Source organism: Prosthecobacter gellanilyticus, assembly GCF_007992435.1.
In the GTDB taxonomy this organism is placed as follows: domain Bacteria; phylum Verrucomicrobiota; class Verrucomicrobiia; order Verrucomicrobiales; family Verrucomicrobiaceae; genus Prosthecobacter; species Prosthecobacter gellanilyticus.
Window position 1 is genome coordinate 35,172 of the sequence record NZ_BKAG01000018.1, and the last position, 20,704, is coordinate 55,875.

The following is a 20,704-nucleotide window of genomic DNA, read 5'->3' on the forward strand; positions in this document are numbered from 1 at the left end:
ACTAGACCTCATGAGCTCCCCCAAGAAAGAAAACAACTCCCAGGCCAAAAGCACCAGCATCGTCTCCATCGCGATCCTGTGCAGCCGTGTCCTGGGACTGGTGCGGGACCAGTTGCTGAATGGCCTCTTCGGCACCCACTTCACGGGCATCTTCACGGCGGCATTTCGCACGCCGAACATGCTGCGCGATCTCTTTGCGGAAGGCGCTCTCTCCACAGCCTTCGTCACCACCTTCACCAAGAAGATCAAGACCGAGGGCGATGACGCCGCCTGGCAGCTCGGACGCAAGATGCTGGCGCTCTCCATCTGCTTCATGAGCATGGTGGCGATGGCTGGTGTGGCCGTGGCCCCCTGGCTGGTGCGCTTCCTGAATCCCGGTTGGGACAGCGAGGCCAGCATCCAGCTCTGCACGCAGCTCGTCCGCATCATGTATCCCTTCATCACACTGGTCTCCGTGACCGCGCTGGTCATGGGCATGCTGAACTCGAAGAGGGTCTTCTTCATCCCGGCGGTCGCTTCGGCTTTTTTCAATCTCGGGTGCATCGTCGGGGGCATCGCCATGGCCTGGGTCTTGGATCCTGGTTTTCGCGAAGGGCACATCACGGAGAAGGGTCTCATCGGCTTTGCCATCGGCACCCTGATCGGCGGTGTGATGCAGCTCGCCATCCAGCTTCCTTCCTTGAAAAAAGTCGGCTTCAAATTTGGCCTCGACTTCGACTGGAAAGACTCCGGCGTGCGCGAGGTGCTGCACCTCATGTGGCCCTCTCTCCTCGCCGCAGGCGGCACGCAGATCGGCGTGTTTCTGAACTCCATCTTTGCCTCGATGACACCAGGCAAGGAAGCCGCCGGCGCCTGGCTGGCGAACGCCCAGCGTTTGCAGCAATTGCCGTTAGGCCTCTTCGGCGTCGCCGTGGCCACCGTAACCTTGCCCATGCTCTCACGTCTCGCCTTGGAGGGCATCACCCCAGCCTTCCGCGGCGCCTTGGCCAAAGGTCTGCGCCTTGTGCTGTTCCTCACCCTGCCCTGCGCCGTGGGGCTCTCCCTGCTGGCGCATGAGATCGTCTCCATCCTCTTTGAGCACGGCAAGTTCACCGCCGCCGATGTGACCGCGACCGCCGCACCACTCCAGGCCTATGCCTTCGGTCTCGTCTTTTACTCCGCCATCAAGGTGCTGCAGCCCGCCTTCTACACCATCGGCAAACGTTTCATCCCCATGCTCGTCAGTCTCGGCATCATCGCCCTGACGGCCACCATGAACTCCATCACGGTCTTCATCCTGCATTGGGACCATACCGCGCTCGCCTGGGGCACCGCCATCGGCCTCGCCGTGAACTTCGCCACGCTCTACCTCTGCATGCGCAAGTTCGCCAGCGGCCTGGAAACCACCTCGCTGGTGCAGAGCCTCATCCGCCTGCTCATCGGCATCGCCGCCATGGGTGCTGTCTGCTGGGCCGCGAAGCTCACCATCCTCGTGGGATGGGCCAAGATGAGCTTCCTCATGCAGGCAGCCTCTCTGAGCGGCACCGTGGGTGTCGCAGCCATCGTCTACTTCTTCATCACTCAAAAGCTGCGTGTCGAGGAAGCGGGCGAGTTCATCGGCATCATCTCGAAGCGCTTCAAACGCTGATTTCCGCCTAACCAATAACCCACCATGCCACGCCAGCGCATCTGGATCACCGCCACAGTCCTCCTCGCGGCCATCTGGGGAGCCGTGGCCCTGGTCATGCACCAGACAGATGACCACGTCTCCTGGCCCGGCAAGGTGCAGACACTCGTGGAGGAAGCTCCCTGGCTCGCGGGTGAAAAGTGGAGCGATGAAAAACGCCGTGGCTATCTGGCGAAGGTCATCACGAACTACCAGCGCCTCGATGCCAGCCAGCGCAAAACCCTGCGTGAGGATGCCCACGACTCTCTGGACAAGTTCTTCGCCTCTCTCACCGAGGCCGAACAAAAAGAATATGTCGACCGCACCATCGAGCCGCTGTTTGAAGTGATCGACAAAGGCCTGAAGGTCATGCCGCTGGAAGAACGCAAGCGCATCGTCACCCGCATGCGTGGCGATGTGAAAGGCATGCGTGGCAACAATGCCGAGGGCGACCGCCTGGCCGAGCAGGACCGCAAGTTCATGGAAGACATCATGGCCGAAGATCCCATGCTCTTTCTGCGTGAGGCCAGCGTGAAGCAGAAACTGGAGCTGGCCCCCGTCCTGGAAGACATGCAAGGCCGGGTGCAGGGTCTGCGCCGATAGTCTTTTGCCGGCTGTTCTCGAGGGCCACGACAGACTTTCGCCTGAATACAAAGGGCGTTTTGACCGTATATTTCACAGGTCCTTTCCCTCGAAAAAGGAGCCCCAAACGCCACCGCCGCTCTTTTTTGTATAAGGAATAGTTTTCAACAATGGCGCAACGTTTTCGTCATAACCGCCTGCGTATTTAATCGCATAAGAAACTACCCCCACCCCCATGAAAAACCTCCCCCGCATCACCCTTGCCTTCGCATCGGCCAGTTTGCTCGGCCTCACGCTGCTGAAGGCGGACATCAAGGCCCCAGCGGTCAAGATCAGTTCTGATGAGTTCCACAACCGCCTGCTCAGGGACGAAACCGCCCTGCCCGCCGGTGGACAGCTCCAGATGAGCTACGCCAATGTCGTGGACAAGATCCTCCCCAGCGTGGTCACCGTCTTCTCCTATGGTGAGAAAGCCGGAAAAAGCCAGGGCGGCATGCCCGACCTCGACCGCCTGCCTCCTGGCTTCCGTGAGCAGTTTGAGGAATGGTTCCGCCAGCAGCAGGAAGAACAGGGCCAGGACGAAGAACAGCCCCGTCAGGCCCCGCGCCGCCGCGGCCAGGGCCAGCAGCCGCAGCAGCGCCAGGCCCCTCAGGAAAAGAATCTCCAGCCAAATGGCGTGGGTTCCGGCGTCATCATCTCTCCAGACGGCTACATCCTGACCAACAACCACGTCGTCGGTGATGCGGACAAGATCGAGACCATCGTCACGATCAATGGCAGCACCCGCCGCTATGAGGCCAAGGTCATCGGCGCTGATCCGCAGACAGACGTGGCCCTGATCAAGATCGAAGGCACCGGCCTTCCCGCCGCCGTCATTGCGGATAGTTCGAAGCTCCGCGTCGGAGACGTGGTGCTCGCCCTCGGCGCCCCCATGGAGCTCAGCCGCTCGGTGACCCAGGGCATCGTCAGCGCCCTCGGCCGCAGTGGCATGGGCATCATCGGCCGTCGTGACATGCAGGGTTATGAGGACTTCATCCAGACGGATGCCGCCATCAACCCCGGCAACTCCGGTGGCCCGCTCGTCGATGCCCTCGGCCGTGTCATCGGCATCAACACCGCCATCTACTCACGCTCGGGCATGAATGCCGGCATCGGCTTCTCCATCCCCATCAATCTCGCCCTCCGCATCGCTGAGGACCTGACAGATGACGGCGCAGTCTCCCGCGGCTACCTGGGCATCCTGCCTGCGGATATCGACGCGGAGACGGCCAAGCTTTGGAACCTCACCGATGAAAGCGGAGCCATCATCAAGACCGTGAAGAAAAACTCACCCGCCGCCAAGGCAGGTCTTCAGGTCGGTGACGTCATCCTCTCCGTTTCCGGTCAGCGCATCGAAAGCGCCTCCAAGCTGCCCGTCATCGTCAGCAACTACAAGCCCGGCGCCGAGATCAATCTCGACATTATCCGCGAAGGCAAGCCAATGACCAAGACGGCCAAGCTCGCCACGCTGACCCCCGAGATCCTCGCCGGCGGCGAACCTAACCAGGAAGATGACAGCGCAAAAACGGCTCCGGCCAGCGCCAGCGTGGGAGACATCCTTCCCGGCGTGACCATCCAGAACCTCACCCCCGGCACCCGCGAGCGCTATGAAGTGCCCGCCGAGATCACGGGCGTGGTCGTCACTCAGATCGATCCTGAAAGCCGCGCCGCCGCCATGGGAGTCGAGGAAGGCGACGTCATCACCGAAGTCGGCCGCAATCCCGTCCGCGCCGTCGGCGAAGCCCGCCAAATGGCCAAGGACGGCTCTGCCACCACCCTGCTCAAAGTCTGGCGCAAAGGCGACACCATGCTCTTCATGGTGGGTAACAAATAATTCAACAACGAACCCTTAACCCTTCACCGGCCATCCCTTCTAAAGAGGGATGGCCTTTTTCATGGGTGAGCGTCACGCACGCCGGACCAGAATGCAGGGCTCGGAAACATCCCTGTTCCCAGCCCCACTCCATCAAATCATCACTCCACCGTCACGCTCTTCGCCAGATTGCGCGGCTTGTCCACATCACAGCCACGAGCCACCGCAGTGTAATACGAGAACAACTGCAGCGGAATCACCGTGAGCAGCGGGCTCAAGTAGGACGGGCAGTCCGGCACATAAATCACATCCTTGGTTAGGCGCTCCAGCTCCGTGCGACCTTCCGTGGTCACCGCGATCACCGGCCCCTTGCGTGCCAGCACCTCCTCGATGTTGCTCACGTTCTTGTCGAAGACCGCATCATCCGGCGCGATGAACACGCTCGGCATGTCCGGCTTCACCAGCGCGATGATGCCGTGCTTCAGCTCCGCGCTCGGGTGTCCGCTCGCATAGATGTAGCTGATCTCCTTCATCTTCAGCGCGCCTTCCATGGCCACCGGATAGTTCGCCTGGCGGCCCATGAAGAGCATCCCTTCGGCATTCGCATGCTTCTCGGCGATCGCCTTGATCTTGTCTGCCTGCTTCAGGATGGAGGTGATCTTGTCCGGGATCGCCTCCAGCTCATCGATCATCTCCAGACCGTCCGCGCTGCTCAGGTGATGAATGCGGCCAAACAACATCCCCAGCAGTGTCACCATCGTCACCGTCGAGGTAAAAGTCTTTGTCGCGGCCACGCCGATCTCCGGCCCCGCATGGATGTAGCAGCCACCGTCACTCTCACGCGCGATCGTGCTGCCAACGCTGTTCACGATGCCCAGACAGCGGATACCCTTGCGCCGCGCCTCGCGCAGCGCCGCCAGCGTGTCGATCGTCTCGCCGCTCTGGCTCAGCACAAACTGCAGCGTGTTCTTGTCCGCCGGCACATTGCGGTAGCGGAACTCCGAGGCGATCTCCACCTCCGTCGGGATGCGCGCCAGCGTCTCGATCACATACTCACCCACCATCGCCGCATGGAAAGCGGTGCCACAGCCGCTCAGGATGATGCGGTCAATGCCACGCAGCTCCTGCGGCGTCATGTTCAGACCACCCAGGATCGCCGTCCCCTCATCGCGGGAAAGACGGCCGCGCATCGCATTTCGCAGAGACTGCGGCTGCTCATAAATCTCCTTTAGCATGTAGTGCGGGAAGTCACCCTTCTCCGCATCGTCCGCAGAGAACTCCACGCGGCTCACCTTCACCTGCGCCGCACCACCGGCCATGCTGGCCACATCAAAGCGGTCATTCGAAAGGCTGACGATGTCATGGTCATTCAGATAAACCACGTCCCGCGTGTGCGCCACGATGGCAGACACATCTGAGGCCAGATAATGCTCACCCTCGCCCAGGCCCACCACCAGCGGGCTGCCCAGACGAGCCCCCACGATCACTCCCGGCACATCCCCATGCAGCACCGCGATGCCGTACGTGCCCTTCACCTTCCCCAGTGCAGCCTGCACCGCAGAGCGCAGACGTGTCGGGCCATCCGTCTCATCACTCGCGTCAAAATATGTGCCCACCAGATGCGCCAGCACTTCCGTGTCCGTCTGGGATTCAAAAGAGTGACCCTTGGCCGTCAGCTGGTCGCGCAGCGTCTGGTAGTTCTCGATCACCCCATTGTGCACCAGCACCAGCTTCCCGCTCTGATCACGATGCGGATGCGCATTCTCATCCGTCGGCGCACCATGCGTGGCCCAGCGTGTGTGCGCGATGCCCGTGGCACCCTGATGACTCACCTCGGCCACTGCCGCGCGCAGGTTGTCGATCCGACCCGCCCGCTTGATGATGTTCACCGTCGCGCTGCCATTCAGCAGGGCAATGCCCGCCGAGTCATAGCCACGATATTCCAGCCGGCTCAGCCCATCCAGAAGGATCGGGCTGGCCTGCCGCTTGCCAATGTAACCAACAATGCCGCACATAAATGATTTTGTGACCGCTTCAGGGAAGGAAGCGGGCCGGACTCTAAACCCCAGAATCCGCCCAAGACAAAGCAAAAGGCAGACCGCCCGGGTATTTCGATTCGCAAAAAAGCCCCCTCTCCCACTCCTCACCGTCTCGCCCGGCCCGCACCCGAGGAATCGGCTTGCCATCCCCAGCCACTTCGCCTAAAAAATCAAATTCGAGGTGCATCGGCGACGTTGCACGCACGGAGTTTCCGGATCGACTCCGCCTCACGAAAACCACAGATTCGGGCTGTAGCGCAGTCTGGTAGCGCGCTTCGTTCGGGACGAAGAGGTCGTGGGTTCGAATCCCGCCAGCCCGACCACCCCAAGGGTTGTCTGAATCGAAAAGTTACAAGGGCCATCCTTCCCCTCGGCCAAACCGCCCGCCGCCCACGCTCAACGAGTGTCCTCGCGTCTGTGTCCAAACGTGCTTCCAGCCGACCGCTCGCTGCCCGAAGCCCCATTCCACCGTGCGACGCATCTTGCGACTACAGGACCACCCCACAGACCTCTCGAAACCAGCCAACCTGGATTGAGTTGGATCAACCTGGGTTGCCAACGTGGCCACATCTCTCCGAAAGCCGAGCCCGTCTCGGTAACGGGCATCCTTTCCCTCTCAGGACCAAATCGGACCTGGGTCTACTTGGATCCTCAGCCCGCGCCGAGCCTAAATCCCCTCTCCTGTGAAAATCGGCGTAGATTCACCTTGGCCGGAAATGGCGTCAGGGAGTTGCATGACTCGGAGGCAATGTTCAAATCTCTGAACAGTGATTCTACCAGCCGGTCCCCATCCTCTTTCGATCAGCTGCCGAAGGTGAGGCTCACTTTGGTAGCAGAACTCCCTCCCCCGAGTTTCCACCTTCATTTGAGATCCGATTGTGGTGTAGGTTGTCAATTTTTGCACACTGCCCCCATTTCCAGAATCAACTGGTAGGGCTCGTTTGGCTGACGCTTACATTTTCAACAATGCCAACCATGTACAACTGCCAAGTCCAAACGGACCGCAGCCACCGTCAACGCAATCAGCGCACTAACCGCAGCACGCATCTCCTCCGTCGGTGTTAGGTTCTCCCCTTCATGATCCTTCTCCATCTTTTGACACCACAGATTGGTGATGACATCGACGGACTCAAGATCACATACCGAAACGTATTTGACCCAATCCGGTGCAACTGAAAGAATCCCTCCATCTTCAGTATCAACGACAACCTTTAAATGTGGCCGCAAAAAAGTGGAATTACGGCCAGTCACTTCACCAAAGCACTCCGATAGCCGATCAAGATCTGTCGGAATCAGATGCAGTGAGAAGTCAGCTCTCAATAGATCGTCGTCGCGATCTAGCAGCCAATCGTACCAGTTCCCAGCAATGGCCTCTTGAACCGCATGCTCCGGCCCCGCTATAAACTCGAGTGACAGTCCCATATACAAAAAGTCTTTCTATCTAGGCCCGCCAGCCATCACCCTCTGACAACACAAGCGCATGTAGTGATACTCTGCCAGGAGATACCCGTCATACACCATGCCATCCAGCAACTGGCTCACGTTGGGGAAGTCGATCTCGGCTGCTTGGGCCAGCTTCGCGATCAAGGATGAAACCTCCTCACGGCGCTGGATTATCGAACTCGGTGAATAGGGCAGGTCTCCCGAAAAGTTGCCAAGCACCACATTTGCAAGCACCCCTGGAAACACCTTCCCCTTGCCGGATTTCCCTATTCGTCTCAATTCGCGAGTGGATTCCTTCATCCGCTGGTCTGGCCCAAAGACCTTTGCATGCAGATGCCACACCAACCACACGTCCATCCCGCCAGCCAAGTCCTGATACTGAGCCTGGTTGCCGCGAAGCCAGTCCGCATAGGGCGCGTCCGGGTCTTCATTTAGAAACCATTTCAGCATTCCCAGCAGCAGATATTCCATACTTGAGGTTCCACCAAATCCAAACACAAGTCGCTCGGCAACAATCAGAGCATCATGATGCTCATCCAGAATCATGAGCGCAAAGAGCTTGTTGCGAAGGTCAAACTTGCGATCGGAATCTGTTGCTGCGAGCGCCTGGAAATCGGGCTTAACGAAGTGCTCCTGTGGTGGGGTCATAATGTAATGCCTCTGTATCTTTCGGTAATTTGCCGCTCCTAATCTCCCTTGCCACTGTTTTTCGCCCATTTGCCGTATCGGGCTTGAAGTCGGCGTAATTATTGGCCGGACCCCAGGTTGAACCCGGATAAACCGTCTGGTCGGATGGGTGAATGCCACCGACGATTTCAACATCTGCCCCCCTTTGACCACGGGGCGTGTGCCTAAATACTGTTTGTGGATAACGGATATCAAGAGCGGTCGGCAGCGCCGTACCCGTTCCACCATTGCGGCTATCATAATGCACTTTGTTGCCAAATTGCATTTGCGCATATGTGTTATGTGTCAGCGTGTGGGTCTCACCGACAAAGTAACAGTGCTCCGACTCCACCTCGACGTTGTAAACCTGATGGATTCCGGGATTGGCGGTGACGGCGGCAACGCTCACGGTGCCTTTGTCCGTGCGGAGCATTTCACCAGTGCGCAGTTCGGACACAGGAACCCAGTCGTTGCGCTCGGCGGAGAACATTCGATGCGGGGCGGTGACTCCAAGAGTTTCACCGGAGGACAGCGTCAAACTGCGCACGATGTTGTTCTGGTGCGTCACGGTGCCTGTGATGACGCGGCCTTTGCCTCCATGCAGCGTAGGGCAGGGCAGAATTTCGACCACATCGGCCCAGCCTTCGGCTTTCAGTTCATCGAACTTGATCCAGACCTGCCTGCCTTCTTTTCGACTGTTCTCCTGAAGCCACTGCATCGGACGCAGCAATGTCACATTCCAGATGTCGTTCTCTCCGCTTTCCGCGTCACGGAACTGCACGCGGAACTCGCGCCAACTGGCAGGATCGACCTGGGTTGAGGTTTGACCGCTGCTGATCGAGTCTGGCGTGCAAGCACGCATGCCGACATGAACAGTTTCAATAGCCTGTTCACCATCTGTGGTCAGCACCCTGGTTCCAGGAAGGAAGCAGGTCTTCGAATACGCCCCCGCTATGCCACCCGTGGCAGCGCCAATGCCGAAGGCTGTCCCAGCTCCATTGCTCCAGTGTTCACCGTTCACCACGTTGGAGACGATTTGCTCGCCAGCGGCCACCGTTCCACCCGTCGCTGCACCCGCGACTGCCTTGGTGACAACTCCAGCAGCACAGCCAACTAATCGTCCCGCTGCATCTCCTGCTACACCTCCCAGAGCACCACCTACTGCTGCTCCCTTCCATCCTTCGTGCCACTCATTGCCGTTGGCGATATTTGAGTTGGCATTCCCTGCCACACCTGCGGCAGCGCCGATGGCTGCGACGGCTGCCACCTTTGCACTCGCCGTAATTGCAGCTCTTGCAACAAATGCGGACGCGCCACCTGTAACAAGACCAATAGCCGCAGCCCCAGCAACGCGAGCATAGTTTACGTTCTTGAGGCTATTGCCTTCGATAACTGTCTGAACAAACAGATCAACGCCTGCGCCAATGATTGCCCCCCAGAACAACCCTTCAGGATCGAACTTCGTCCAAGGGTTTTGTTGGACATAGGCATAGAGGTTTGGGCCGTCCACAAAGCCCGCCGGGTCACGGCTTAGCCACACTCCCGTCTCGATGTCACGATACCGGAACCCTTCATTGAGCAGTCCCGTTGGATCCTCGTCCTTCGTGTTGGCGCGCTGCTTGTCCGCGTTCGCGCCGGTCTCCTTCGTGCGTTTACCGAAGGCTTCGTAGCTTGTGGTCCAGGTCAGCGCTCCGCTGCTGTCACTCTGTGCCACGATGTCTCCGCGACCGTTGCTCAGGTTGTAGCGCTGGGTCACCGGGTTCTGCCCGTTCGGGGCTGTTGGCAGGCCTGTGCTCGCATTCAGCGGATTGCGCACGGTGTAGAGAAGCCCGCCCACGCCCCCGCCCATGTCCGGTCCCCGGATATACTGCACCGCCGGATGGCGGCCTGTGGCGATGTTGCCCGTAGAGTCGTGGGTCACGAACTCCGCCACGCTCAGCCCGCCACTGAAGATCACAGCGGTAAACTTGCTTGGCTGCCCACCCGCATCATCCTGGCCGATCGCCACACGACGACTCCGATAGTCATAGGTGTACGTGTAGGCTTTCATATCCGGCATCTGCACCCCCACCAGCTTGTCCAGCGCATCCCAACGGTAGAGTGTCTCCTGCGCGGCTCCACTGCCCACCACTCGGCTGCTCTGCTTCCGGTTGCCAAAAGGATCATAGGTGTAGGTGATCACCTCCGACGGAGCTCCGCCTGTGAACGTCTTGTCTGTCCTAACCAATTGGTTGGCCGCGTTGAACTGGCACACCGTGTTCCCAGCCTCAGATCCTCCGACGATAAGCTTACCGGTGCGATTGTTGGACGCATCGTAGCTATAGGTCGTGCTCACGCTGGCTTCACCGCTTTCCGCGATCGTCTCCACATTCAGACGGCCCGCCAGGTCATAGCTCATTGTCGTCGCACGAGATCTTGCCGCGCTGCCGCCTGCTGAGGCTGCCCAGCTTTCCTGCTGATGCGTCACCCGGCCCAACTCGTCATGCTCCCAACTGAAGGCTGCCAAGGTCGTGCTGCCAGAGCTGAGCGCGCGCGTCTTCAACCTCCCGATAAGGTCATGACCGTTCTCCGTTCGGTTCACCGTCTGCGTGCCGATCTTCTCCTCCAAGGTGACCGCGCGCCCTGCCAGATCATAGCCATAGAGCGTGTGCCGGTCGTCTGTCGTGGTGGCCGTGGTACCGTTGTTGTCCGTGATGATGTAGGGGCGGCCAAGCGCATCATGGCTCGTCGTGATCACCCGCGTCACGGCTCCGCACTTCAGGGTCGTCTTGCTGCGGTTACCCGCTAGGTCGTACTCGTGCACATGCGTCTGGCTCAGGGATGTCTCGCTCGCCAAGCGGCCCAAGATATCATAGGTGTAAGCGGAACCGGCGTAAGAATTCCAGTTCTCTGCAATCCCCGCGCCAGGCATGGCTCCGCTGAGACCTGTGTCCGTTACCGAGGTCAGACGACCGTCCGTGTAAGTCAGGGTGGAAGTTCTGTTCCCGCCGTTGGCCGGATCCTCGTTCACCGCATTCCTAGTGACCAGGCGGTGACGCTTGTCGTAGATCATGCCCACGTTACGGGCTGAAATGCTGCCCTTCCAGGTCAGGTCTAAATACCGCTCAGGAACATCGCCCGAGACACCGGCCTGATAAGAAGAGAACCACTCCGTGCCATCGGCGAACTTCTCGCGGATCACACGCCCAAAGGCATCGTAGGAAAACGTGGTCGTGCCACCACGCCCGTCCTTAACTGACATGCGGTTGCCATTCACATCATAGCTGAACTCATTGACGATCCCCGCCGCGTCCGTGGTGCTGGTCAGGAAGCCTAACGAACTGTAAACATTGCTTGTGGTCTGGTTCAGCGCGTTCGTTGTGCTCAGCACCTGGCCCGCCGCGTCATATCTCATGCGGCTGCGCTGGTTCAGTGCGTCAAAGCTGGCGATCACACGGCCTGCGGGATCATAGACACTGCTGGTCACCGCGCCGAGCGGATCTGTGACAGCAATCACACGCCCCAGCCTGTCATAGGTAGTCTGGGTCACCGGATGCACAGGAGCCGTGGAGGTGGAAGAAGCATCCATCACCGGCGGCAGCACCGTCATCACCAGACGATTGCGCCCGTCATGGATCTGGCGGGTCTCATGGCCTAACGGATTGGTGATCGTCGTAGGATTCCCTGACAGATCATAGACGGTCTGCGTCACGGGATTGAGGGCGCTGTTCGTGGTGCTCACCTGCACCGTGCTCTTCACGGGCAGCCCGGCGGAGTTATACTCCATGAACGTCCACAGGCCGAACTCATCTTTGGCTTTCCAGGGCTTGCCAGCGGGAGCGTAGTGTGTCTCGACCGTCTTGCCATCTGGAAGAGTCACCAGACGGGCATTCCCCAGAGCATCATAGCTGGTCAATGTGGCACCGTAGTCCTGATGAGCCTGGGAGGCGCCGGGCGCGCAAGGCTCGGTGATCTTAATCACCTGGCCGAGGTCGTCGTAGGTCTTGTGGATGATGCTGACGTTCAAGCCCCCAGGCAAATCCGCGTCAGGCCGGATCTCTTGCACCTGCCGGTAGTGGCCGTCATACACGAAGGAGGTCTTGAAACCTCGTGGATCCGTGACACGCACGGGTCTAAATCCACTGATGTCAAAGACACTGCTTCCAGCCTCAAGGCCGCCATTGATGCCCGTTGCCTTATACTCATAGGTCGTCACCTGGGCGGGATCGGTGGTGGAGGGTGTCTCGCGCCAGTTCACCGTTTTTTTCGTCAGGCGGCCCAGCAGGTCATACTCCAGCTTTGTGACCACCCCGCGCCCGTCCGTGATGGTGTCAGGCAGGTTGAACCGATTGTAGCTCGTCTCCGTGACCAAGTCCCCATTGTAAGGTGAGCTGGCGGGCGATGTGAGCGGTGCCGTGACATCCGCGTTCACCACGCTAGTGTAGCGCGCATCCGGCACACCATTGCGGTTCAGGTCCAGCGTGGTCTTGATGCGCCGGTTCAGCGCATCATAGACATGGAAGGTGGCGGTGCCGAGTTCGTCCGTCTCCTGGATCAGATTTCCATGCGCGTCATAGGCCAGAGCTTTGAAGGAATCATCCGGATGCGTGACTCGGATAAGGCGGTGCCGTGCATCATAGTCAAAGGTGGTGATGTGCCCGCGCGGATCCCGCACCATGCGCTTGTTGCCATTGAAGTCACTCCAGGTCGTGGTGGTGGAGTTTTCTCCATGGATCTGCACGGTCTCACTGATGGTGCGCCACCAGGCGGGATTGACGTCATCATCCGCAGGCTTGGGTTCCGTGCTGCGCTTCGTCACCACTTCGGGCACCTGGCTCTCCATGGGCACAGTGTTGGTTGGGCCATCCGTGGTCGGGCGGACCTGGGGAGTCGTCAAACGCTGCTCACGCACAAAACCCGGCAGGAGCACGTTCGCATCAGGCACGCCATTTTCATCCACGTAGCCGTGGAGGAAGGTCTGCTTCCTGCCTCCTGAGATGCTGCTGCCATTCACACCCTTCACCGTTTCCGCGATTCGACGGCCCAGGCCGTCCACCTGATACTCCGTGATGACGGCATCATTGGCCGCAGAACTCCTGGAGACCGTGGTGCTTTTTAGAATGCGCGTTTCCGAATCATAGACCATGGTCTTGGTGATCGTGTGCCCGCCAGATGTGCTCGTCTCCCGGGTCGGATCATCATAAGGGTAATCCATGTCGGGGGGGGAATCACCATACTCAAAGACGGTGTCACGACCGTTGCGATCTCTCACACAGGTCAAGACCATGCTGTTGGTAGAGTCATGTTCCGCACGATTCTCCAGGTAGTCGTAGAAATAGGTTTCCACGCCGGAATCCGCTGGCGCATAGTCTGGAGCAGTCCCCTGAACTTTGTCGGGTGTGGTGATGACCATCTTCTTGTAACCCATCGTCGAGTGATCGGTCTGTGTGGATGAGCCGATCAAAGGAATCACCTCAGGATCCGAGAACACATAGAAATACGGTTTCTGTGCTCCAGCGGGCAGGATCCGCACTCGGACTCCGGGTGGAGAAAAGTTACTAGACCCCATGGAGAGGCGGGGATTGTCCTTGCCAAAGGGAATTCCTCCATGATCCGTTACATCGATATGGGTCGTGCCGATGAGCGGCGATGTCACATCCGTCAGGAACATTGGCTGCCCCCAGGCGGTGACCATTGAATCCCCGCCCCAACTGGCTACGGAATAGTTTGGCTGATAGGTGAAGCTGTAGATTCCGCCGCGCTCGTCCATGATGGAAGCCAGTTCCAGATTCGTATAACGGACGGGCTTGTCGACGAGCGGATCTATCACCTCGTTCTCGGTGACGATGGTGTCCGTACGCCCATTCACGTGCACGGTGTTCATGAAGTAGCCATACTGGACCATGTCCGTCCCGCCGGCGTTTTTCTTCACGCGAAGCAGGACCCCAGAGGCACCGTCAGCAGGCAGTTCTCCCGCAAGGTTGCCATACTCATAGGTGATGGTATCCCCACCAGGACCGCGCACTCTTATCACGCGACCGCCATCCTCCTGGATAAGGATCTGATGCCCTGCCCGGGCCGGGTCATGGATGCGTGATGGAATGAGGGTGGAAGAGTTTGGCGGATATTCGTAGAGCAGCACGTTGCCCATGCGGTCCGTCACCTTGGTCAGGCGGGCATAGAGATGGGTGGTGTAACCGCCGTCTCCTTTGATGCGGTCTCCGCGATAGAGCTGCCTGAACCCTCCGGTGCCGCCCGGGTTGATGGTCTGATATTCGCAAACGGTGCCGAATTTTTTGACCAGTTTGATGTTGTTGTAGACAGTGTAAATCATGTTGTCCAACACCGGGAAGGTGGGGTTGTCCGTGGTCAGGCGGTTCATGAAGCTTTTCATATCCCGTGCTTCCTGACCGTCATGATGCCACAGTGCCCCGCCACCGTTCAGGAAGCGCTGGCTGCCTCCAGACTCATCCACCACGTTGGCGGTGATGGTATCATCCGTGTAATCAAAGCGCACATGGCTGCAAATGTTTGACTGCCAGCCCGGACCGAAGGGTTGGTTAGGCCGCTCATCCGGGCGCAAGCCGTGACGGTCGTTCCAAGCATCAGATGCCACATCACGCCTGACGGTCAGCGGCAGCAAGGTGGCCTCGTCAGTCACATACACGTCACTCACCGAGTGGCGCAGCTGGGCGGAGAAAGCGTCAATATACGTCTCCTCTTCTTCCTCACCATTTTCATTTTGCACCTGAGGTTTGGAGTCAGGCATCGGAATGCCATTCAGGCCCACTTTGCGGTAACGAGGACCGGCGGCATCTCCGACTGAAAAGGGAGACGGCGGAGCATCCTCAGCGTCTCCAAAGTCGGGCGTCAGGATCACGAAAGCTCCTTGGTGAAGCAGATCATGCCGGTGAAAGGAAGCCCCTGCCGGTTCGCCTGTTGCGTTTGAAGAAATCTCCAATTCAGAGGTCCAAATGAAATCAGCGGAGAAACTTGAAAAACGCCCCTCAGCGGAGAAGCCTCTGACGATTGCATTGGGATTTGCAACCTGGCGGCTGATGTAAATCTCCACTTCCTTAGACCACGTTTTGGCATAGGCATTGTCACAGTAGTTCTGCGTCATAGAGAGAGGTGGGTTCTGCATGGTGTAGTTGATGCCGAGCCACTGGTACCCATTGGCACCGTTGATTGCCACGAAACGGTCGGTCGTGCCATGTTGACATCCACACTTCGTTTGGTTCTCAGTAATGGGACTCACACTTTCGATTGGGATGACGGCCTCGCATTGGGTAGGCAAACTATCGAGCGATGCCTCCACAGGTCCCCTCGCAATTCGCCACTGAGGGTTGCCCAGAACATTATAGTTTTTGTCTCTTTCAACGATACGATAACGCCATTGCACACCCTCGGGAGGGGGATCCTCATTGTTAGAGTCGCTCGATCCCAAATGAACAAAATTGAAATCTCCCGAATTTGAAGTCCCCGGAGATGTGGACGGCTGGAGGTGCAGTGGCGGGGCTGTGCCGCTATTGATGTGAGGATCCGCAGGGCTAGTCGGTGCAGGAACGGCACCGCTGGGATCCACTACCAGAGGATGGCGCCAAGTTTGGTATTCAACGAGGTTGCTAAAGATGTCTCCATCCAGGTTGCCGGCAGCATCGAGGGCATTGTGCAGGTCCATGCCGTCTGCGGCTGTATGGGTGAGGGTGCGGTAGCGGTGCTCCCAGAAGTCCGGGATGGTGTCATTATCCGCGTCGCCATCACCGGTGCCTTTGACCACATGCGCCAGATTCATGCGCTGCACGAAGACGGTGTAGTCTTCGCTGCCGGTGATGGAATGGGCGTTCAGCAGGTTCAGACCGCTGCGTACCTCATCATAGTTATTCACGCCATCACTGTCCGGATCTTCCACCGCGTCATTGAAGCGCAGTTTGTTCAGCGAGCCGGGGGACATCACGTTGTAGTAGTCTTCCATGGCATTGGTGATGCCGTCCCCATCCGTGTCCAGGATGCTCAGGCCGTCCAGCAGGGAGATGCCCTGCTGGTAGCGCTGAAGGTTTGTCAGCGCACCTCCGCCGATGATGCCCGAGGCATCCGCCGGATCGTTCGGGTTCAGGCCGAACCAGCGTTCGACGGCGTTGGGGATTTGGTCATCGTCATCGTCTTCAAAGGCCGTGCTCTGCGTGCTCTGCACGTAGTAGAAGTCGACTTCCGTCTGGCCGGGGGTGGTGCGGATGGCCAGAGGATTGGTGGCGAAGATCATCAACTCCTCATAGTCGGTGAGGTAGTCACCGTCCGTATCCACCAGGTAACGATTGGTGTTGTGGGTGACGGTTTCCTGATAGTTGGTTAAACCATCGCCGTCATCGTCCGCGTTCTGCACGGAGTCATTCCAGCCATTGTTGTCAAAGTCTTCCCACAGGGTGCCGTCTTCAGGATGGCTGTCCTCGCCGATATTATAGCCGTCATCATCCATGTCATCCCAGCGAGCTGCGTTTCGCGGATGGGAATCGTAAATATCTGCGACGGTGTCCTCATCACCGTCGGTGTCGTTGTTGTCTCCATCGCCGTTCCAGTCACTCCACAGGCTGTTGTTCGTGGGGTGGCTGTCGTCATCGTTGAGATGGCTGTCCCCGTCCACGTCCGAGTTGTCATTGATGCCATTGTTATCCCAGTCAGTCCACCAGGATGGATCATAGGGATGGGAATCGCTGGCATTGGCCCATCCGTCCTCGTCATAGTCATCGTCACTGTTGTCACCGTCGCTGTTCCAGTCAGACCAGAGGCTGGGATCACGGGGGTCGCTGTCCTGCTCATTGGGGATGTTGTCTTCATCCCCGTCGCTGTCATTGTTGTCTCCATCGCCGTTCCAGTCACTCCAGTAACTGTTGCTGTAGGGGTGGCTGTCATTGATGTCCAGCCAGCTGTCGAAATCGGTGTCCACCAGCTCAGCGTCGTTGGTTCCGTCACCATTGAAATCAACCCACAGCCCCTGGTTGCGGGGGTGAGTGTCTGATCCGTTGGCATAACCATCTTCATCGCCATCGTCTTCATTATTGTCCCCATCGTTGTTCCAGTCACTCCAGAGATAGTTGACCTGAGGATGGCTGTCGTTGGCATCTGAATAGCCGTCAGTATCGGTGTCCAGGCTTTCGGGGTCGTTGGTGCCGTCATTGTTCCAGTCACACCACAGGGCCGCGTTGCGGGGATGGGAGTCAGCTCCGTTGGCCTGGCCGTCCTCGTCGCCATCGCTGTCGTTGTTCAGGTAGTTGCCATCCCAGTCGCTCCAGAGAGAGTAGTCTGCCGGATGGCTGTCATTGGCATCAGAGTGTCCGTCGCTGTCTGAGTCTAGCGACTCGGGGTCATTGTTGCTGTCATTGTTCCAGTCACACCACAGGTTTGGATTGCGGGGGTGGGAGTCCGACTCGTTGGCGTGGCCATCTTCGTCGCCATCGGTGTCGTTGTTGGTGGTGTTGTCGTTCCAGTCACTCCAAAGCCCGCTGTTCTCCGGATGACTGTCATTGGAGTTGATCCAGCTGTCACCATCGTCATCAAGGCTGCCTGGGTCATTGGTGCCGTTATAGTCCCAGTCACACCAGAGGTTTGCATCTTTAGGGTGTGAGTCATTGGAATTGAGATTTCCATCCTCATCCCAGTCATCAGAGGAGTTGTCCCCGTCACCATTCCAGTCGGTGTAAAGATATTGATCCGTTGGGTGGCTGTCCTCGGCGTTAAGCACGTTATCCTGGTCGACATCTTCGTCATTGTTCGTTCCATTGTTATCCCAGTCACTCCAAAGGTTGGAATCAGACGGGTGACTGTCTCCATACTGAGTGCTCCCGCCCGACCACCCATCGCCATCCCAGTCGTCCCAGAAGGCTGGATTGTGGGGATGAGAGTCAGAGCCGTCCGCGGTTCCGTCTTCGTCCCCGTCATTGTTGTTGTTGTCTCCATCTTGGTTCCAGTCACTCCACAGACTGGAGTTGGCTGGGTGGGAATCGTTTTCTGAGTTATATCCATCCCCGTCCGAGTCACTCCAGAGGTAGGAGTTTTCGGGGTGCGTGTCGTCTCCGAGATTGTGCCCGTCATTGTCCCAGTCGGACTGGAGGCCGGAGTCAGTCGGGTGGCTGTCCAGTTCGTTCGCCACTCCATCCCCATCGTCATCCTGGATGTTATTCGGATCATCCGGCCACGAGTCTTCGTGATCCATCATGCCGTCATTGTCACGGTCAAATGGAAGGGCGTCCGCCAGATTGGGAAGGCTGTCGCCGTCCGCATCATAGTAACTCGCGAAGGTGAAGCCGGAAGGTAGGCTGGAATAGTTGACATTGAAAGGCGTGGAGTGAAGCCAGTGGTAGAACTCGTCGTGGTCGGAGTAGCCGTCTGAATCGCTGTCCCAAAGCCATGGATTCGTGGAAGTCACCCCATCGATCATCGGTGGGGTTAGATCACGCTCGTCGCGGTCGGTAAGGCCATCGAAATCGGAATCGATGCGGTAGGGATCTGAGCCGAAGAGCGCCTCTTCAGCATTGGTCATCTGATCACCATCACCATCTTCCTCCCACCACGAATCCTCGGGTGAGGGATCCTGCACCCAGTCTTTATCACCGTCGTTATCGATGTCCGACCAGTAGGAATTGACGGTCAGAGGCTGAAGAATCATGCAAAGCATGGCCACCAATTGGAGAGCCTGGGTCCAGCGATTACGGAAACGAGCAAGAATAGGGCGATAACTTTGCATATACGTATGACAGAAAATGCGTTTTTAAAGACGGCGGGTTTGGGTTGCTAGTAAATTACTTGTTTAATTTTCACTGTAAGAAATTCGTTTGAACACTTCAACATGATTATATTGTCCCGCTGTCAACAAGTGTGAACTAGTCGCCAACGTGTTTCTATCCTCTCTGAGATACCTAACAACGATTAGCGAGTTATCCTTAGAACCCAACAGCCTGATCCTGATCGAGTTAAATGTGATCAGAACTTTCAAGCGAGGTTTCGAAACACCTGACAAGTGGAGCTCATCAGCCATAACGAGGGCTTTTCGGATCTTTCCTGGTGTCCTTGTTTGGAAACGTGAAACACAGCAGTCAAAACGCTAGTTCCACCATGATTTTTGGCCCCATCAGTCTTCGGCGGGCGAAGGAAGAGCTGAGACCCTTGTGTCTTGAGGGGCGTAGCCATTCTGCCCGTTTCGGGGAGGGTCATCTGAACTGACTCATCATGAGCTATCGTCTTCGAAAGCAATCCATCTCCCATGAGGTGCGTCGTGTGGCGCGGAAGGCGCTCGAAGGGGGGCTGAAGGAGATGTTGACCCTCGATGAGCGCGGTAGCGACACGGCAGTGCATGAGGCCCGCAAGCACCTCAAGAGAGTCCGCGCTCTGATCCGGTTGATTCGTCCCGCCATGGGTGATGCTTTCTACAAGCGGGAGAATGCCGCGTTGCGTGAAACGGCCCAGCGCATGGCATCCATTCGGGACGCTCACGTGCGCGTGCAGACCATCCAGAAACTGATCGCTCGCTCAAGGTCACATCGCGCGGCGTTCGACTATATCCATGAGGCGATGAATGCCCGGCTGCAGGAAGTGCTGGATGAAAGCGGAACGAACCACTGGAACCGTCACGTGGCAGCTGACATCGAGCACGCGATTTGCCGCGTCGACGACTGGCCGGTGCAGGAGCTCGAAGCCAGCTCATTGAGGGATGGATTGAAGAGCGCCTTCAAGAAGGCCCGCCGTGCACTGGCAACGGCGCAACTTGACCTAACCGACGATCATCTTCACACCCTGCGCAAACGCATCAAGGATGTGAGGTATCATCTGCAACTGCTAGGAGGCGATCATCTACCGCAGATCGAGGCATTGACCCAGAAGTTCCGCGATCTTGGTGACACCCTGGGCGACGATCACGACCTAGCAGAACTGCTGACGGCGCGCGATGAAACTCCCCTACCCCACTCAGTCGACTGGGCTAACCTCGAAAGGGCAATCGCCGCGCTTCGGACGCGATCACAACGCGCCGCGCTTCGTCTCGCGACCAGCCTTCTGGCGCCGAAACCTCGAGCCTTTGCAGATCTCATTTTAGATCATTGGGAGAAGTGGCGATCAAGCCCATGAGTGTTGATGCTCGGATCGCGACTGAGCAGTATGACAGGTTGTTGTTTTGAGTGAAACGTGCACGGCTGGTAGTGTGCCGTGGTCGGGACTGCGTTTCTTGGACTGCCTGGATGAGCGCTTCCGAGCTTATCTTCGGCTCAGCCGCAGCCATCAAAATGTCACTGCGGCGAACGCTCGCAGACATACCCCGATGATCTCACCCGCTCCATACTATGAGACTGTCACCCTCTCATGGCCGCTGGCGATTCACCGGCAAGCCCACAGTCGCGCCATCGCCACAAGGTCGTAGAACAACTGCTTATGCCATAAAATTAACAACAAACCATCAGGCTAGGTCTCAAGTTAGCTATTTTCTCAAAATTGACACGCGGTGGCAGTTGA

Annotated in this window: 8 protein-coding genes and 1 tRNA gene; 5 read left to right on the plus strand and 4 right to left on the minus strand. The window is 58.0% G+C overall.

Translation table 11 applies throughout. The features are described 5' to 3' along the window. Positions 1-10 precede the first annotated feature (10 nt). The 3 genes from murJ (at position 11) to BGE01nite_RS13835 (ending at position 4,100) form a co-directional block, all read left to right on the plus strand. A complete protein-coding gene (gene murJ, locus BGE01nite_RS13825) occupies positions 11-1,627 on the plus strand; it encodes a murein biosynthesis integral membrane protein MurJ (RefSeq protein ID WP_146851066.1) in 1,617 nt (538 codons plus the stop codon). Positions 1,628-1,651: 24 nt separating this feature from the next. Beyond that, entirely contained in the window at positions 1,652-2,248 is a 597-nt protein-coding gene (locus BGE01nite_RS13830) for a hypothetical protein (RefSeq protein WP_146851067.1), read from the plus strand. A gap of 214 nt (positions 2,249-2,462) precedes the next feature. Then, a complete protein-coding gene (locus BGE01nite_RS13835; RefSeq protein ID WP_146851068.1) occupies positions 2,463-4,100 on the plus strand; it encodes a Do family serine endopeptidase in 1,638 nt (545 codons plus the stop codon). A 140-nt stretch (positions 4,101-4,240) separates the two neighbouring features. Here BGE01nite_RS13835 and glmS read toward each other — a convergent pair whose 3' ends face one another. Next, on the minus strand, positions 4,241-6,094 hold the full coding sequence (gene glmS, locus BGE01nite_RS13840) for a glutamine--fructose-6-phosphate transaminase (isomerizing) (RefSeq protein WP_146851069.1): 1,854 nt from the start codon (positions 6,092-6,094) through the stop codon (positions 4,241-4,243). 270 nt (positions 6,095-6,364) lie between these two features. On the opposite strand from glmS, the gene BGE01nite_RS13845 reads away from it, so the two are divergent. Continuing rightward, a tRNA-Pro gene (locus BGE01nite_RS13845) sits at positions 6,365-6,441 on the plus strand. 637 nt (positions 6,442-7,078) lie between these two features. Here the strand turns inward: BGE01nite_RS13845 and BGE01nite_RS13850 are convergent. Genes BGE01nite_RS13850 through BGE01nite_RS13860 form a run of 3 tightly spaced genes read right to left on the minus strand, consistent with a single transcriptional unit; the run spans position 7,079 to position 18,869 of the window. Continuing rightward, complete coding sequence (locus BGE01nite_RS13850; protein WP_146851070.1) at positions 7,079-7,540, minus strand: hypothetical protein; 462 nt, start codon at positions 7,538-7,540, stop codon at positions 7,079-7,081. Between the two features lie 15 nt (positions 7,541-7,555). Continuing rightward, the gene (locus BGE01nite_RS13855) at positions 7,556-8,209 is read right to left on the minus strand and encodes a hypothetical protein (RefSeq protein ID WP_146851071.1); all 654 of its coding nucleotides are present in this window, start codon (positions 8,207-8,209) and stop codon (positions 7,556-7,558) included. Beyond that, positions 8,181-18,869, minus strand: coding sequence for an RHS repeat-associated core domain-containing protein (locus BGE01nite_RS13860; protein WP_170266781.1), 10,689 nt, complete (start codon positions 18,867-18,869; stop codon positions 8,181-8,183). The genes BGE01nite_RS13855 and BGE01nite_RS13860 overlap by 29 nt, the downstream gene beginning before the upstream one ends. 560 nt (positions 18,870-19,429) lie before the next feature. On the opposite strand from BGE01nite_RS13860, the gene BGE01nite_RS13865 reads away from it, so the two are divergent. Next, positions 19,430-20,323, plus strand: coding sequence for a CHAD domain-containing protein (locus BGE01nite_RS13865; RefSeq protein ID WP_146851073.1), 894 nt, complete (start codon positions 19,430-19,432; stop codon positions 20,321-20,323). The last annotated feature ends 381 nt before the right edge of the window (positions 20,324-20,704 follow it).